At 38.9% G+C, this 14,867-nt stretch carries 15 protein-coding genes; 7 read left to right on the forward strand and 8 right to left on the reverse strand.

Going from position 1 to position 14,867, the window contains the following annotated elements; all coding sequences use genetic code 11:
• Positions 1 to 6: 6 nt before the first annotated feature.
• From ileS to murJ, 3 genes are all read right to left on the reverse strand, one after another.
• The gene (ileS, locus tag PTUN_RS12635) at positions 7 to 2,835 is read right to left on the reverse strand and encodes an isoleucine--tRNA ligase (RefSeq protein WP_009837307.1); all 2,829 of its coding nucleotides are present in this window, start codon (positions 2,833 to 2,835) and stop codon (positions 7 to 9) included.
• A gap of 30 nt (positions 2,836 to 2,865) precedes the next feature.
• Complete coding sequence (ribF, locus tag PTUN_RS12640; protein WP_009837308.1) at positions 2,866 to 3,786, reverse strand: bifunctional riboflavin kinase/FAD synthetase; 921 nt, start codon at positions 3,784 to 3,786, stop codon at positions 2,866 to 2,868.
• Positions 3,787 to 3,854: 68 nt separating this feature from the next.
• Entirely contained in the window at positions 3,855 to 5,390 is a 1,536-nt protein-coding gene (gene murJ, locus PTUN_RS12645; RefSeq protein WP_040643712.1) for a murein biosynthesis integral membrane protein MurJ, read from the reverse strand.
• A 336-nt stretch (positions 5,391 to 5,726) separates the two neighbouring features.
• Between murJ and rpsT the strand changes: the two genes are divergently transcribed.
• Positions 5,727 to 5,987 carry a 30S ribosomal protein S20 gene (rpsT, locus tag PTUN_RS12650; RefSeq protein ID WP_009837310.1) on the forward strand — a complete coding sequence of 87 codons (261 nt, stop codon included), beginning with the start codon at positions 5,727 to 5,729 and terminating at the stop codon, positions 5,985 to 5,987.
• Between the two features lie 132 nt (positions 5,988 to 6,119).
• Here the strand turns inward: rpsT and PTUN_RS12655 are convergent, their stop codons facing one another.
• A complete protein-coding gene (locus PTUN_RS12655; protein ID WP_009837311.1) occupies positions 6,120 to 6,503 on the reverse strand; it encodes a response regulator in 384 nt (127 codons plus the stop codon).
• A gap of 142 nt (positions 6,504 to 6,645) precedes the next feature.
• Here PTUN_RS12655 and PTUN_RS12660 point away from each other — a divergent pair, with 142 nt between their 5' ends.
• The 3 genes from PTUN_RS12660 (at position 6,646) to smrA (ending at position 8,111) form a co-directional block, all read left to right on the forward strand.
• The gene (locus tag PTUN_RS12660) at positions 6,646 to 7,086 is read left to right on the forward strand and encodes a hypothetical protein (protein WP_009837312.1); all 441 of its coding nucleotides are present in this window, start codon (positions 6,646 to 6,648) and stop codon (positions 7,084 to 7,086) included.
• A 95-nt stretch (positions 7,087 to 7,181) separates the two neighbouring features.
• Positions 7,182 to 7,421 carry a hypothetical protein gene (locus tag PTUN_RS12665; protein ID WP_009837313.1) on the forward strand — a complete coding sequence of 80 codons (240 nt, stop codon included), beginning with the start codon at positions 7,182 to 7,184 and terminating at the stop codon, positions 7,419 to 7,421.
• A gap of 108 nt (positions 7,422 to 7,529) precedes the next feature.
• The gene (gene smrA / locus PTUN_RS12670; RefSeq protein ID WP_009837314.1) at positions 7,530 to 8,111 is read left to right on the forward strand and encodes a DNA endonuclease SmrA; all 582 of its coding nucleotides are present in this window, start codon (positions 7,530 to 7,532) and stop codon (positions 8,109 to 8,111) included.
• A gap of 14 nt (positions 8,112 to 8,125) precedes the next feature.
• On the opposite strand, the gene PTUN_RS21985 is transcribed toward smrA, so the two are convergent.
• Positions 8,126 to 8,263 carry a hypothetical protein gene (locus tag PTUN_RS21985; protein ID WP_009837315.1) on the reverse strand — a complete coding sequence of 46 codons (138 nt, stop codon included), beginning with the start codon at positions 8,261 to 8,263 and terminating at the stop codon, positions 8,126 to 8,128.
• Between the two features lie 122 nt (positions 8,264 to 8,385).
• Positions 8,386 to 9,303: a 2-hydroxyacid dehydrogenase gene (locus tag PTUN_RS12675; RefSeq protein ID WP_009837316.1), complete on the reverse strand. Its 918-nt coding sequence runs from the start codon at positions 9,301 to 9,303 to the stop codon at positions 8,386 to 8,388.
• 102 nt (positions 9,304 to 9,405) lie between these two features.
• Here PTUN_RS12675 and PTUN_RS12680 point away from each other — a divergent pair, with 102 nt between their 5' ends.
• On the forward strand, positions 9,406 to 10,194 hold the full coding sequence (locus PTUN_RS12680) for a UDP-2,3-diacylglucosamine diphosphatase (protein ID WP_009837317.1): 789 nt from the start codon (positions 9,406 to 9,408) through the stop codon (positions 10,192 to 10,194).
• Between the two features lie 104 nt (positions 10,195 to 10,298).
• Complete coding sequence (gene olsF, locus PTUN_RS12685; protein ID WP_009837318.1) at positions 10,299 to 12,023, forward strand: bifunctional ornithine lipid synthase OlsF; 1,725 nt, start codon at positions 10,299 to 10,301, stop codon at positions 12,021 to 12,023.
• A 60-nt stretch (positions 12,024 to 12,083) separates the two neighbouring features.
• On the opposite strand, the gene dapE is transcribed toward olsF, so the two are convergent.
• Positions 12,084 to 13,253 carry a succinyl-diaminopimelate desuccinylase gene (dapE, locus tag PTUN_RS12690; protein WP_009837319.1) on the reverse strand — a complete coding sequence of 390 codons (1,170 nt, stop codon included), beginning with the start codon at positions 13,251 to 13,253 and terminating at the stop codon, positions 12,084 to 12,086.
• Between the two features lie 279 nt (positions 13,254 to 13,532).
• Between dapE and PTUN_RS12695 the strand changes: the two genes are divergently transcribed.
• Positions 13,533 to 14,186 (forward strand): OmpW/AlkL family protein, encoded by a 654-nt coding sequence (locus PTUN_RS12695; protein ID WP_009837320.1) that lies wholly within the window; start codon positions 13,533 to 13,535, stop codon positions 14,184 to 14,186.
• Between the two features lie 33 nt (positions 14,187 to 14,219).
• Here PTUN_RS12695 and PTUN_RS12700 read toward each other — a convergent pair whose 3' ends face one another.
• Positions 14,220 to 14,756 carry a thioesterase family protein gene (locus PTUN_RS12700; protein WP_040643713.1) on the reverse strand — a complete coding sequence of 179 codons (537 nt, stop codon included), beginning with the start codon at positions 14,754 to 14,756 and terminating at the stop codon, positions 14,220 to 14,222.
• Positions 14,757 to 14,867 lie beyond the last annotated feature (111 nt).

Here is a 14,867-nt window from a genome sequence, read left to right on the forward strand (position 1 = left end):
TTGCTCCTAAGCAAATTGACGCACTTCACCATCGCCGTCAACGTTGGTCACACAGCGACCACAAATATCAGGGTGCTGTTCATTAGTACCAACATCATCGGTGTAATGCCAACAACGCTCACATTTTTTACCGTTAGTAGCAGCAACACTAATCGATAAACCATCAATTTCAGTTGCTTTAGCCGTTGCACCAGCACTGTCGCTTGCTGCAATTGATACTTTTGAACATAACAATACAAAGCGTAGTTCAGAAGCGACTCGGTTTAATTGAACGCCAAGTTCATCATCTGCATATAAAGTCACTTCAGCCTGTAAAGCAGCACCAATTAGCTCAGCTTTACGGGCACTTTCAAGCTCTTTATTTACTTGGTCGCGCACAGTTAAAATTAACTGCCAAAATGCATTGGTTGCTTCAGCGTTTTCAGCTTTAACCAGACCCTGATACCACTCACCGGTAAAGACAAATTGCTCACGCTCACCCGGTAATACTTGCCAAATTTCCTGCGCAGTAAAACTCATAATTGGCGCCATCCAACGTGTCATTGCTTCAGCAATATGGAATAAAGCGGTTTGACATGAGCGACGGGCAAGACCATCTGCTTTAGCTGTATATTGACGGTCTTTAATCACATCTAAATAGAATGAACCAAGCTCAACAGTACAAAAATTCATCAACTTTTGCGTCACAACCAACATTTGGTAGTCATCATATGCTGCTATGATTTCCTCTTGAATCACCGCTGCTCGGTCTAAAATCCAACGATCAAGCTCAACCATATCTTCCACTGCAACTAAATCAGTCGCGGGATTAAAGCCATTTAAGTTTGATAATAAGTAACGGCTAGTATTGCGGATACGGCGGTAACGATCCGCTGCACGGTTGAATATTTCATCAGAAACTGTCATCTCGGCAGTGTAATCTGTTGAAGCAACCCACAAACGTAAAATATCGGCACCCAATTTATTCATCACATCTTGTGGTGAAATAACGTTGCCTAATGATTTAGACATTTTGCGGCCATTTTCATCAACCGTAAAACCATGGGTAAGCACTTGACGATAAGGTGCATGACCATTAATCGCGACTGAGGTCATCATTGATGACATAAACCAACCACGGTGTTGATCTGAACCTTCAAGGTATAAATCAGCTGGGCCAACTAAATCTTCACGTGCATCAACCACACAAGCATGAGTCACACCCGAGTCGAACCACACGTCTAAGGTATCTTGTACTTTGACATACTGCTCAGCATCTTGGGTGCTTAATAGCTCAGTAAGATCCAGGTCATACCAAGCTTGAATACCCTTTTCTTCGATGCGAACAGCCACTTGCTCAATTAAGTTAGCGGTATCTGGGTGTAAATCACCAGTATCTTTATCAACAAAGAGTGCAATTGGCACGCCCCAGGTACGTTGACGTGAAATACACCAATCTGGACGGGCAGCAACCATGTTTTCAATGCGGCTTTCGCCCCACTCAGGTAACCACTGCGTCTTTTTAATTTCGCGTAATGAATCTTCGCGCAAATTAGCTTGGTCCATGCTGACAAACCATTGTGGCGTTGCACGGAAAATAATAGGTGTTTTATGACGCCAGCAATGTGGATAACTATGCATTAACGCCTGATGATGCATTAAAGTGCCTTTTTCTTTTAGCACTTCAATCACACTTGCATTCGCTTTAAAGACATGTTGTCCAGCAAAAATTGGTGTATCTGGTAAATAAACACCATTGGCACCCACTGGGTTTGCCACTTCTAGATCATATAATTTACCCACCACGAAATCTTCTTGACCGTGACCTGGTGCTGTATGAACAGCGCCCGTACCTGAATCAATTGTAACGTGCTCACCTAAAATAACAGGCACAGTAAAATCATAAAACGGGTGCTGAACTTGAAGATGTTCAAGCTGCGCGCCTTGGCAATAACCTAATGCATGATATTGACTAAAACCATAACGATCCATTGCATCTTTAACTAGATCAGAAGCAATCACTAATCGCTGCTTACCTGCGTCAGTGTCAACTTGAACCAAGCTGTATTCTACATTGGCATGGATTGCAACGGCACGATTGGCTGGTAAAGTCCAAGGTGTCGTAGTCCAAATTACAATTTTAGCTTCGCCTTCACCTTGGTGATCAGCAAGTAAAGAAAATTTATCCGCAAGTAATGCTTGGTCGATAAAACTAAAACTCACATCAATAGCTGGAGATTGTTTATCTTGGTATTCCACTTCAGCTTCAGCAAGTGCCGACCCACAATCTGTGCACCAATGCACAGGTTTAGAACCTTTATGAAAATGACCGTTTTTGATGATGCGGCCCAATGCACGTACAGCATTCGCTTCAAAATCAAAATTCATGGTTAGATATGGACGATCCCAATCACCTAATACGCCTAAACGAATAAAGTCGGTTTTTTGGCCATTCACTTGTTGATTTGCATACTCACGGCATTTTTCACGAAATTCAGCGGCAGTGACTTTTTGACCAGGCTTGCCAACTTTCTTTTCAACTTGTAATTCAATCGGTAAACCGTGGCAATCCCAACCTGGTACATATGGCGCGTCGAAATCAGAAAGCGTTTTTGCTTTGATAATAATATCTTTTAAAATTTTATTAACTGAGTGACCTAAATGAATATTACCATTAGCGTATGGCGGTCCATCGTGCAAAATAAAGGTTTTTTTACCTTTTTTAGCCTTACGAATTTGGCCATATAAATCCTGTTCATACCATGTTTTGAGCATGCTTGGTTCGCGATTGGCAAGATTGCCGCGCATTGGAAACTCGGTTTCCGGTAGATTCAAAGTATGTTTGTAGTCGCTCATTAATCCTACTTTCCGTATCGGCTACTGAAATTAAATAAAACACTGTTTAGCAATTTTCACATCTGCTTGGATTTGTGAAATAAGGTGCGCTAACGTGTCAAATTTTTGCTCATCGCGTAGTTTTTTAACTATTTCTACGCTAATAAATTTTCCGTACAAATCACCTGAAAAATCAAATAAATGTACTTCTAATAATGTGGTTTTACCATTGAGTGTTGGTTTACAGCCAATATTAGCTACGCCCCGTAAAATCCCGTTAGCGGTTGCTACACTCACAGCAAACACCCCGTGTAATGGACTTACTTGTCTTTTTAACGCTATGTTAGCCGTTGGAAAACCTAACTCTCGACCCTTTTTCCAACCATGGATCACTCGACCTGAAATAGAATAAGAGTGACCCAACATCTGTTGTGCTGCAGCAAAATCCGCATTTTCGAGTGATTTACGAATAGCGGTGCTACTAACACGACTATTTTGCTGACGAAAGCTAGCCGTGTTTTGCACTGAAATATTTAACTTCTCGCCTAATTGCTGCAATAAGTTAAAATCACCACTGCGATTAATGCCAAATTTAAAATCGTCACCCACCGTGAGTGCTTTTACACCTAATTTTTGATGCAAAATTACATCTACAAAATATTCAGGTGCTAATTTAGCAAAAGTTGCATTGAATTGGATACAAATAACACGCTCGATACCAATTTTCTTCAATAAAGTAAGCTTGTCTCGTAAACGAGTTAAGCGAGCAGGCGCATTATTTTTGGCAAAAAACTCTTGTGGCTGAGGTTCAAATAGCATTACGGTACTAGGTAACCCAAGTCGCTTTGCATCGGCGATTAAACCATTAAGTACCGCAACATGGCCTAAATGCACACCATCAAAATTACCAATTGTGAGGACACAACCTCGATGTCGGTCTCTAATGTTATGAACGCCTCTCACTAGCTCCATCGAGTTAATAACCTTTTCTATTTTTTTAAGCCAAAGCACACCAAACGCCGAGTATAATCTTTTTTTTGTTAGGATTCAGCACCCATCACATTTTTTATCATGTAAGGTCGAATGCCTAGCAACAGCAACATGCTAAAGTAGCTAAACGCAGCAAGAATTAATAAACCGGATAAGATGATAATTTGACCCGAAAGTGTATCTTGTTGCCAAGCACATAAACGCTCAACATAAAAAACCAGACCCGCCATAACACCTGCTGAAACAAGGCACTTAAAGCTAAAAATCACGCTAAAACGAGAAATGTGATAAACACCTTGCTTAGAAAGAAAATAAAATAACAGCAGCGCATTACACGTTGCAGAAAGCGATGTAGCCAGTGCTAAACCGACATACCCCCAAAATGGAGCAAGCATGATATTAAACACCATGTTAAGCACCAGAGCTATGATGCCTACTTTAACGGGTGTTTTAGTGTTTTGTTGAGCATAAAAGCCTGGTGCTAATACTTTTATCAACATAAAGCTCACAAGACCAAGCGCGTATGCGGTAACGCCATAAGATACTTTTTCGATATTATTCGCCCCTTCAGCCATAAACTCTCCATGACCAAATAAAACCGTAATAATAATTGGGCTAATCACAATCAAACCGAACAACGCGGGTAAACCAAGCCAAATGACAAAGCGTACTCCCCAATCAAGCGTGGCCTGAAAACGATGGCCTTGTTGTTCAACATGAAGTTTAGACAATGCAGGTAATATGACCGTCGCAATACCAATACCAAATAACCCAAGTGGAAACTCAATCAATCTGTCTGAATAATATAACCACGCAATTGAGCCAGTCGTTAATAAAGAAGCAATCACAGTATCGAGTAATAAGTTGATTTGGCTGACTGATACTCCAAAAATTGCGGGTAACATTAGTGTTCGGACTTTCTTAATATTTTCATCTTGCCAAGCCCATTTGGGTTTGGCCAATAAGCGCGCTTTATATAAAAATGGGATTTGAAATAAAAGTTGCACCACCCCACCTAAAAACACTCCAACCGCAAGCGCAAAGCCTGGTGAGCTAAATTGATCATGTAGCAATAAAGCACACGCAATTAGACAGATATTGAGTAACACTGGAGTAAATGCAGCGACGGCAAAACGATTATAAACATTAAGCACCGCCCCAGAAAGGGCCACTAAACTGATAAAAAACAAATAGGGAAAAGTAAGTTTTAGCATCATAGCGGCAAGCTCAAACTTCTCTCCCGCAGGCTCTCCATCAAGCCAAGCCATAAACCAACCAGTACCAAACACTGCAACAATGATTGGTGAGCCAATCACTCCCAAAATAGTGATGATCAGCAAAATTACACCCAGTGTACCACTGGCTTTTGCGATAAACTCCCTGACCTTATCATCACCATGCTGGGATTTGATTTCACTTAAAACAGGAACAAAAGCCTGAGCAAAAGCCCCTTCGGCAAATAAACGGCGTAAAAAATTAGGGATCCGATTAGCAAATAAAAATACATCAGCCGCAGCACTGGCACCAAGTAAATTAGCAACCACAGAATCTCGAACTAACCCCAAGACTCTTGATATCATAGTCATTGCACTGACGATCATTCCTGACCTAAATAACCCTTTACTCACGCCCCACCTTTAGATTCTATCGAAATAACATGTTATTATGCCATAAATCCTACTTCTGCCAATGACGTAAACATCTGAGCAAGCTGTTTATTTTTTTTCTGATAATTACAGGCAATTAAGACTAGTACTGATACTGACTACTTTGTTACAATAGCGGTATTAACTGCTAGAGCGGCCAAACCGATGTTCGTTAAGAAGTGGTTTTTATGAAAAGATAATTGACATTATCACGAAATAAAGGCATATTCCTCGGCCTTTAAATTAAGCTTTATTTAAGATTGTTAGGAGCAAACCTTGGCTAACATCAAGTCTGCAAAGAAACGCGCTTTAACTAGCGAAAAACGCCGTCAACACAACGCAAGTCGTCGTTCAATGATGCGTACTTTTTTCAAAAAAGTAATTGCCGCTATTGAAGCTGGCAACAAAGAAGCTGCACAAGCAGCTTTTACAGTAGCTGTACCTGTATTAGATCGTTACGCAACTAAAGGTCTAATTCACAAAAACAAAGCTGCTCGTCATAAGAGCCGTTTAGCTGCAAAAATCAAAGCACTATAATTTGTTTTGATCGCAGAAAAAAACCGGCCTAGGCCGGTTTTTTTATATCTAAAATTCAGTATTAATAATTTATTTTCTACATACTAGCAGGAACAGTAAACTCACTTGAGACAATCCCTGCTTATTCAGTATTTAAGGCAATCTTAAATCTGGAGCAAATTTTTTCAAAATAGCTGCAATTTTCTTGGGCGAAAATGGTTTAACGACAAAACCTTTTGCACCTTTATCAATGGCATCTTTGACATTTTCAACTGTAGAATGAGCCGATACCATCACCACATTACTACTTGGTGATATATCATTAAGCTTTTCAATAATTTCCTTACCATTGCCATCAGGTAACTCGATATCTAAAAAGATAATCGAATACTTGTTATCCTGTGTTAATTGTAAACACTGTCCAGCTGTTGATGCCTGATCTATATTATCAATCCCTAAATGCACTAATGTTTGCTGAAGAAAATTTCGTACGGTGCCAACATCGTCAACAATTAATACAGAGAAATCTGCATCCATAATTCATCCTATTAATTTAATTCTTATACTTGCGCTGCGGTTGTTACATGAACTACATGAGCTATTATAGACGTTAACCAATAACTTGTGTGCTAAATTATCAGTTTACATGCTTTCAAACAGTCTAATTTAAAAAATAATTATGTCCATAAAGATTAAACAGCAAAAACTTTTATCTGCCACTGAACTCAAAAAACAACAGCAGGCAAAAAAATTAAAGCAATCCGCAGACCAGATAAAGTCTGATGTTCCAAAACTCTCGCAACAAACCAGCTCAAAATCTAAGTTAGCTCTTTTAAAATTATTATTTTTAGCCCTAGTTACAGTAATAGGTTTTTTATCACCTAAACCTAGCTTAATTATTTATGAAAAATCAGGTCTCGTAGCAAAGAGTATTTACTGGCCTGGTATATTTAATCTAGAGCAAGTTATTCTTGACAGCAACCTCAAGGTAACCCTTGATAATAAAGAAGAAAATATATTTTTTTGTCATTCAAAATCTAATATTTCTGGATGCCAAAAATATCGAATCATTAAAAAAGAAGGCGTTTTATCTGCACTGACTCATTTAACTTTGGATTAGAAAAACTAATAGTAAAATTTTAATTATTCTCATTTGTCGTCCGCCTAACTTTTCACCATAATAGCGCTCCAAATTATCATATCGGAAAAGGAATAATGGAGCTTCTAGCTGCACAATCAATCAACTTATTAGGTCTCGCACTTTGCATTGGCGCTTTTTTTATCAATAACGTCACGTGGCTTCGCATTGCTGCATTAGGTGGTTGTATTATTCTTTTTTTATGTTATCGCTTTGATGCGATCCCTACTGGCAATATTTCTAATATCACCCTGGTACTAATAAATGCGTTTTACTTATTCAAAGTATATACACATGGCCAACTAGATTTAGAATAAACACAGCAACAAGTACCTTATAATCAGGTTTTGCCAATAAAATAACGGCAAAACCTCGTCTCATATTTAGATAGTGGTTATAATAAGTAAAAAATTTAGAGGTGAGTTATGACCATTTCTGATGACGCTTTATTTGCTGAACTTATGCAAGATGTAGTGCCCATTGAGCAGAGCTCTTTCATCCGCACAACCAAATCACTCTCGCCAACCTATGCCCAGCTAGAGAAACAAAAAGCAGCGTTGGCTGATGTTCATTTAAATCAAGATTATTTAATCCAAGAACCAGTTATCTTTGTCGACCCATACGATGAACTAACTTACAAAAAAACCGGTGTCCAAGCTGGTGTATTTAAAAATCTACGCTTAGGAAAATATCAAGTTGATGCCAGCTTAGAGCTACAATCCGTTAAACTTAATCGAGCAAAAAACACTTTAATAAGCTTCTTAAATGAATGCCAGCAACGTAATATTCGAACGGTTTTAATTCGTCATGGCATTGGGCTTTATAATCAACCCACGGCAGCCATACTAAAAAGTTACTGTGCTAAATGGTTGGCCGAACTACCAGCTGTTCTTGCTTACTACAGCGCACAAAAGCACCATGGCGGTGTTGGTGCAACCTATGTATTGCTAACCAAAAGCTGCGAAAAAAAACTCGAAAATAGAGAGGCACACTTTAGAAAAAGATAAAGCCCATCAGGGCTTTATTTAGTTTGAATAGTCACAACGCTTATATCTGTACTTTGCGCTGAAGCTTGATTGAACCAAGCAGAAATAGCCAATACTGCAACAGCTAAAGCAACGGAACTTAGTTTAACCCCACGGCTCGCAGATCGCTGCATAACTCCCCCAATTGAATTTATTATTAGTTATTATTGGAATCTTTATTATTGTTATTCGCACATTTATTGTACGAACAGCAGTCTAGCTAACTTTATAATTTTTAACAATACATTTACAGAAATTAATATCCATTTTTTCGATTAATACAATTAATTAGCGCATTTCCAGATTGACTGCGTTGATAATTATCTGCAATTTGCGCCACAACGGTATTGATATCGGTCAAAGCCGATGCATGGGGTGTAATTGTTATTTGTTTACAACGCCAAAATGGATGATCCGCGGGCAATGGTTCGATAGTAAATACATCTAAAATAGCGTGGCTTATTGTTTGTTTTTGCAGCGCAACAAATAAATCATCTTCAATTAAATGCTTACCACGTCCAACATTGATTAATACACTATGGTTTGGCATGACACTAAATAATTGCTGATTTAAGACTCCTTGAGTTTTTATTGTCAGTGGCAACAGACAAACTAAATAATCCGACTCTGACGCCATGCTTAACAATCCCTCATCGCCATAAAAACAAGTCACAGTTTGATGATTTTTTTCATTTTTAGACCATGCGCTCACAACAAAATTATTTTCCACCAATACTTCTGCTACTTTTTGTCCTAATTGACCAAATCCTAAAATCCCTACTCTACGCCCTTGATGGGCTCGTTTAGGATACCAATGTGCGCCTTGCTGCTGCTGTAAATACTGAGACACCCGCAACTTATACGCCAAAATATGGCCAAGCACATATTCAGCCATATCGTGTGCCAGCATCGAATCGACGATACGGGCAATCGGCACATCAGGCACGGCATCACTCAATAAACCATCCACTCCAGCGCCAAAAGACGATATTGCTCTCACATTTGGCAGCTGCTGCCAAATATCTTCTGGCGGCAACCAAGCTAATACAAACGTTACCGCGTCAAAATCTTGCACGTTAGGCCAAACTTCAATGGTTTCGCCGGGTAATAACTCAAATAACTTTTGTTCTAACTTGGTGGTATCGCGATTGGGGATCACAATTAATAAGCTCATATTTATTCCTGTCATTAAAGCATCATGGTTTCATCATTGCTTTGTCACCAAGGCTTTTTACTTTTAAATCATACTGAGTTTGACTAACAAGGTACCCGTGTAATGGATAAAACACTCAAAGTAAAAAGTCTCTTTATCTCCGATTTACACTTAGGCTATAAAGATTGTAAAGCAAACTATTTGCTCGATATGTTAAAACATATCCAACCTGAAGTCCTCTATCTGGTTGGTGATATCATTGATTTTCAATCCCTTAAAAACAAGCTTTACTGGCCTAATAGCCATTATGAAGTACTGCAACAATTCATTGCTATGCAACAACAAGGCTGTAAAGTTATTTATATTCCCGGTAATCATGATGCCTCAGTTCGGCGCTACGCTAATCATTTTTTTGCAGGGATCGAAATAAAACAACAAGTCATTTTTCAAAGCCTTTCAGGTAAACGATTTTTAGTCTGTCATGGCGATATTTTTGATGCCGAAGTCTGCCTCGGAAAATGGCAAGCACGTTTAGGTGATGTCCTCTATGATTTATTATTATTTTTAAACCGTTGGTATAACAAAGCTCGAAGATTACTTGGCTTAGAATATTTATCGTTAGCGGCTTACATCAAATCGAAAATCAGTGGCGCCACATTAGCTATTAGCCGCTATCAAGATGCCGCCTTAAAATACGCAAAAAAACAAAATCTTGATGGCGTGATTTGCGGCCATATTCACAGCGCCGAAATTGTTTATAAACATCAAATGATATACATCAACGATGGTGACTGGATAGAAAGCTGCACTGCCTTTGTTGAACATCACGATGCAAGCATGGAACTTATTTTTTGGACTGAACAACAAAAAAGTATCGAAAAAATCAGTTCGAACGTCGTTCATGCCGCTTAATTTCACCCTGACAATTTAGCGTCTTAAAACTGTCATTTTTTTAACGCTAATTTGTCACAGCCTCTTTTTAATCTTGCTGTAACTAGATTGTTTTTGAGGTTACTATGATTAATGTCGAAAATGTCGTGGAAAATAATCTTCCACAATTAAACAACTCACCAAAATTAAAAAGCATCGTCACTAAAGGGCTTGGTTACTTATTGCATGAGCAAGAGTTTGTAAACTTCGCAGCCCAGTATCCGCACCTCAAAGGCATTGAATTTGTTGAGCAAGTCCTTGAAGAACTTGAATTTAAGACTCGCTTTAACCCCCAACAAATCGACAACATTCCAACTGAAGGTAAGGTAGTGATTGTTTCAAATCACCCTATTGGTTCCTTAGATGCCTTAGCATTGATAAACCTTCTTCATCAAGTTCGTAAAGACATTAAGGTCGTTGCAAATCGCATGTTGATGGCGATTGAGCCAATGCACAACTTATTATTACCCGTTAATAATCTTTCTGGAAATAGTAAAAAGCGAGAGCTTGCAAATATCAGCCAACATTTAAAAAATGAAGGGGCTCTGCTTATTTTTCCTGCGGGAGAAGTCTCACGCCTAAGCCCAACCGGCATTAAAGACGGCACTTGGAACAGTGGTTTTTTACGCTTTGCCAGTAAATGTCACGCACCCATTTTGCCAATTCAAATTATAGCCAAAAACAGCCCGCTTTTTTATGGCACTTCAATGATTTACAAACCGCTTGCAAGCTTATTATTAGTGCAAGAAATGTTTAAGCAACGCCATAAATCCCTTGAGTTTGAAATTGGCTCTCCCATCGCACCAGAAGCTTACACACTCGATAATGTCAGTGATAAAGTGGTTGCAGAGTTAATAAAAAAACAACTGTATAGACTCAATAGCAAAAAAGAATTGCCATTTAAAACTCAAAATCCAATTGCGCAACCAGAGTGCCGCAAAAGCTTAAAACAAGCGATTGAAGCCACTGAATTATTGGGCATGACCCAAGATAAAATGCAAATTCGACTGTATCGTTATGATGGCAGCTCCCCTATTTTTAGAGAGCTAGGTCGGTTGCGTGAAATTGCTTTTCGTGCGGTAGGTGAAGGGACAGGTAAACGTCGTGACATTGATAAATATGATATGACTTATCAGCATTTAGTATTGTGGGATAACGACCAGTTAGAAATTGTTGGCGCCTACCGATTAGCAGATGCCGATACCATTACCGAAAAAGAAGGCCATGATGGCCTCTATACTGCAAGCTTATTTAACTACCTACCGACAATGCAGCCTTATTTTGCTCAAGGATTAGAGCTGGGCCGCAGCTTCGTACAACCTAAATATTGGGGTAAACGAAGTCTAGATTATTTATGGTACGGAATTGGGGCATTTATTACTCGCTACCCTAAATATCGCTACCTGTTTGGCCCGGTGAGTATTTCCAATAGCTTACCAATGACAGCTAAATCGCTGTTGGTTTACTACTACCAACATTATTTTCCAGCCGCAAATACTTTAGCCCAACCACAATGTCCATTCATCTCCGATGCTAATCAACAAGCTGAATTTGAAGGGATTTTTGTTGGTAATGATGCCAAAGCAGACTTTGTAACGTTAAAGCATTTACTGGCCAATATGGGCGTACAAATACCGACGTTATTAAAACAATATTCTGATTTATGCCACGATAACGGTGTTCAGTTTTTAAGTTTCAGCGTCGACCCTGAATTTAACTACTGCGTAGATGGTTTAGTTCTAGTTGACCTAGAGGCGCTAAAAGAGCAAAAAATAAAACGCTATTTAGCAGTACATCAAACCTCTCATTAATAAAAAAATAGTTTCGAAAAATAAATAGGCCGCTAAATAGCGGCCTATTTATTTATAAATTTAAGCCCGTAAAGCCCGATGCAAAAAATCACAATAGATTGCGGTTAACTCTTCAAGCTCATGTAAAGCAACACGTTCATTTACTTGATGAATCGAGAAGTTTCTTAAGCCAAACTCAAATACTTGCGTACTTTCTGCTGAAAAAAAGCGACCATCAGAAGTGCCACCGGAGGTACTTAAAGCGGGGTATATTTGACAGCACTGCACTATGCTTGCTTCAAGTAACTGCATATAATCAACACCATTAAGCTTAGCTCCACCATTATAATAAGCTTCACAAGGACGCTGCCATGTGAGTTGATAATTTATAGCGCACTTTCCTACCGCTTGATTAATTAACCAGTGAATATCATTACTTTGATAGCTATGGCTGTAACGAATATTAAAACGTAATTCAGCAACAGCGGGCACTAAATTATCAAAAGGATTTGGCACATTTAAATCTGTGATCTGTAAAGAGGTTTTAGACCCTTCATTATCTTTTTGCCAATCAATTGCCAATAACTGCTGCATTACTTCACTTATTTGGTGCGCGGCATTAGAAGCAAGCTCCGGATAAGCAACATGTCCCGCTTTTCCATAAACCGCTAAATGGCCAGATAACGCACCTCGACGACCATTTTTGATAGTATCGCCAATTTTATTTTCACAGCTAGGTTCACCGACTAGGCATGCGTCTAAGGTAATACCTTGCTCGGCTAAATGTGCCAGCATCATTTTAGTTCCAAATTCAGCTTCCCCTTCCTCATCACTGGTAATGAGCCAATAAAAGCTGCCAGATTGAGGATAAGGTTGAGCTAACCATAACTCGCATGCGCGAAGCATGGCTGCAATGGCCCCTTTCATATCAGCAGCGCCTCTGCCATATATGTGTTGATCAATAATTTGGCCGCTAAAAGGTTCGCTATACCAGCCTTTGTTATTTGCAGGTACAACATCAACATGCCCGCAAAAACCAATATTTGGCCCTTCGCCAAATGTTCGTTTAGCAATAAAGTTTCTTACTCCTTCTTGCTCAAGCCATGTTATTTCAAAATCTAACAAGACAAGTTTTTCAGATAACCAAGCTAAAGCTCCAGCGTCATTTGGAGTAATTGATTTAAACTGGATAAGTTGCTGTAAATAACGTGCAACTTCGCTACATGGCAGCTGAGATTGTATTGACTGCATAAATGAGTCACTCGCATCGATAATCAAGAAACTCTATTTAACCGAGCAAAGATGTCATTAACATGTCAATGATCAAAAATATACGAAAGTTTAATGCACACTAAACAGCAAAAAAACACCACGCTAGTGCTGAAAAACTTAATCTAAATCAAGTTTTAAATTAATGACATGCCAACCTAAGAGATAACTTGATCTAGAACAGGTTTTGTTTTTTTTGACCCGCCATAATAGCGCCATACCAACGAATACAGACAAAGATTAAAACCTCGGAGAACCAATATGAGCAAATTATTAAAAAGCGCACTATTAACAGCGGGCCTTCTTTCAGCACCTTTCGCTAATGCAAATTTAAGTGTCAATATCGGGGCAATCCACGTAAATCCAAACAGCAGTTCCTCCTCAATTAATGAGGCCCCAACGTTAGGTTTAGGTGTTGATTCAAACACTCAGCTAGGTATAACATTTGATTATGCTTTAAATAACAATTGGGTAATCGAATTAGTCGCAGCGACACCTTTTAGTCATGATATCACTGGTGAAGATGGTTTAGCAGGCGCAAGTATTGGTAAAACAAAGCATTTACCACCTACACTACTGGCACAATACCATTTTGGTGATGCGAGTGCTGCGTTTCGCCCATTCATTGGGGCTGGTTTAAACTACACCATTTTCTTTGATGAGCAAGCAGGTGCCGATTTAAAAGCGACATTACAAACTAACGATGTTGAAATTAAATTAGATGATTCATTCGGTTTAGCTGCACAAGCCGGTTTTAACTACAGCTTAAATGAACAATGGGGGATCCATGCCATGGTATCACTCATTGATATCGATACTGATGCAACTGTGTATGCCAATGGCGCAAAAGCACTCACCTCAACCGTCAATATCGACCCTGTAGTCTTTATGTTAGGTGCTAAATTTAAGTTTTAATTTCCCAAACGAAAATTAAATAACAAACCTCAATTATTGAGGTTTGTTATTCATTTTTTTCTGCTCCAGCATTTCTTTCCAATGAATAATTTCTGCAGGTAAAATAGGGGCTACGCCATCAAAATCAGCCACTTCTAACATCTCTTCAATACTCACAATACCGCTACGTTTTTTAAATACGCCACGTACATAAGCAATTGCATGCAAACCACGTTCAGATTCAAAACGTTGCTCAATATAAAAATATTTATGATCCCAACCCACTAAACGCGTTTTAATCTCAAATTTTTGCCACGGTTTAATATCACGGATGTAAGTAATTGCGGTCGCATTTACAATTGGAAACCAGCGGCGTTTCAACATTTTGCTAAGCAAACCAAAACGCTCCGTCATCCAAGTACGAGCAATATCCATTAATGCTAAATAACGAGAGTTAGTAAGATGAAAATTAATATCGCAGTCGGTGGGCAACGCCGTGAACGAGATACTGACTTCATCTAATAGCGGCTGATAGATTTTATTGCGTTTGATCCGAAAAAATAAAAGCAACAAGCGAAAATATAGATTCATTTTTTTACCAGAGGTCATACCAGGGAAACACATTTTCGCTGATAATCAAAATATTACAAGTGACAATTAATACTGCTATTTTGGCAGCTCGCTAAATTCTTCCTATACTGA

This window comes from Pseudoalteromonas tunicata (genome assembly GCF_002310815.1).
GTDB classification, from domain to species: Bacteria; Pseudomonadota; Gammaproteobacteria; order Enterobacterales; family Alteromonadaceae; genus Pseudoalteromonas; species Pseudoalteromonas tunicata.

Bases quoted from the DNA above. Each gene is read 5' to 3' on its own strand.
- ileS (WP_009837307.1), bottom strand. From the start codon at position 2,835: ATGAGCGACTACAAACATACTTTGAATCTACCGGAAACCGAGTTTCCA.
- ribF (WP_009837308.1), bottom strand. From the start codon at position 3,786: ATGGAGCTAGTGAGAGGCGTTCATAACATTAGAGACCGACATCGAGGT.
- murJ (WP_040643712.1), bottom strand. From the start codon at position 5,390: ATGACTATGATATCAAGAGTCTTGGGGTTAGTTCGAGATTCTGTGGTT.
- PTUN_RS12655 (WP_009837311.1), bottom strand. From the start codon at position 6,503: ATGGATGCAGATTTCTCTGTATTAATTGTTGACGATGTTGGCACCGTA.
- PTUN_RS12660 (WP_009837312.1), top strand. From the start codon at position 6,646: ATGTCCATAAAGATTAAACAGCAAAAACTTTTATCTGCCACTGAACTC.
- PTUN_RS12665 (WP_009837313.1), top strand. From the start codon at position 7,182: ATGGAGCTTCTAGCTGCACAATCAATCAACTTATTAGGTCTCGCACTT.
- smrA (WP_009837314.1), top strand. From the start codon at position 7,530: ATGACCATTTCTGATGACGCTTTATTTGCTGAACTTATGCAAGATGTA.
- PTUN_RS21985 (WP_009837315.1), bottom strand. From the start codon at position 8,263: ATGCAGCGATCTGCGAGCCGTGGGGTTAAACTAAGTTCCGTTGCTTTA.
- PTUN_RS12675 (WP_009837316.1), bottom strand. From the start codon at position 9,303: ATGAGCTTATTAATTGTGATCCCCAATCGCGATACCACCAAGTTAGAA.
- PTUN_RS12680 (WP_009837317.1), top strand. From the start codon at position 9,406: ATGGATAAAACACTCAAAGTAAAAAGTCTCTTTATCTCCGATTTACAC.
- olsF (WP_009837318.1), top strand. From the start codon at position 10,299: ATGATTAATGTCGAAAATGTCGTGGAAAATAATCTTCCACAATTAAAC.
- dapE (WP_009837319.1), bottom strand. From the start codon at position 13,253: ATGCAGTCAATACAATCTCAGCTGCCATGTAGCGAAGTTGCACGTTAT.
- PTUN_RS12695 (WP_009837320.1), top strand. From the start codon at position 13,533: ATGAGCAAATTATTAAAAAGCGCACTATTAACAGCGGGCCTTCTTTCA.
- PTUN_RS12700 (WP_040643713.1), bottom strand. From the start codon at position 14,756: ATGAATCTATATTTTCGCTTGTTGCTTTTATTTTTTCGGATCAAACGC.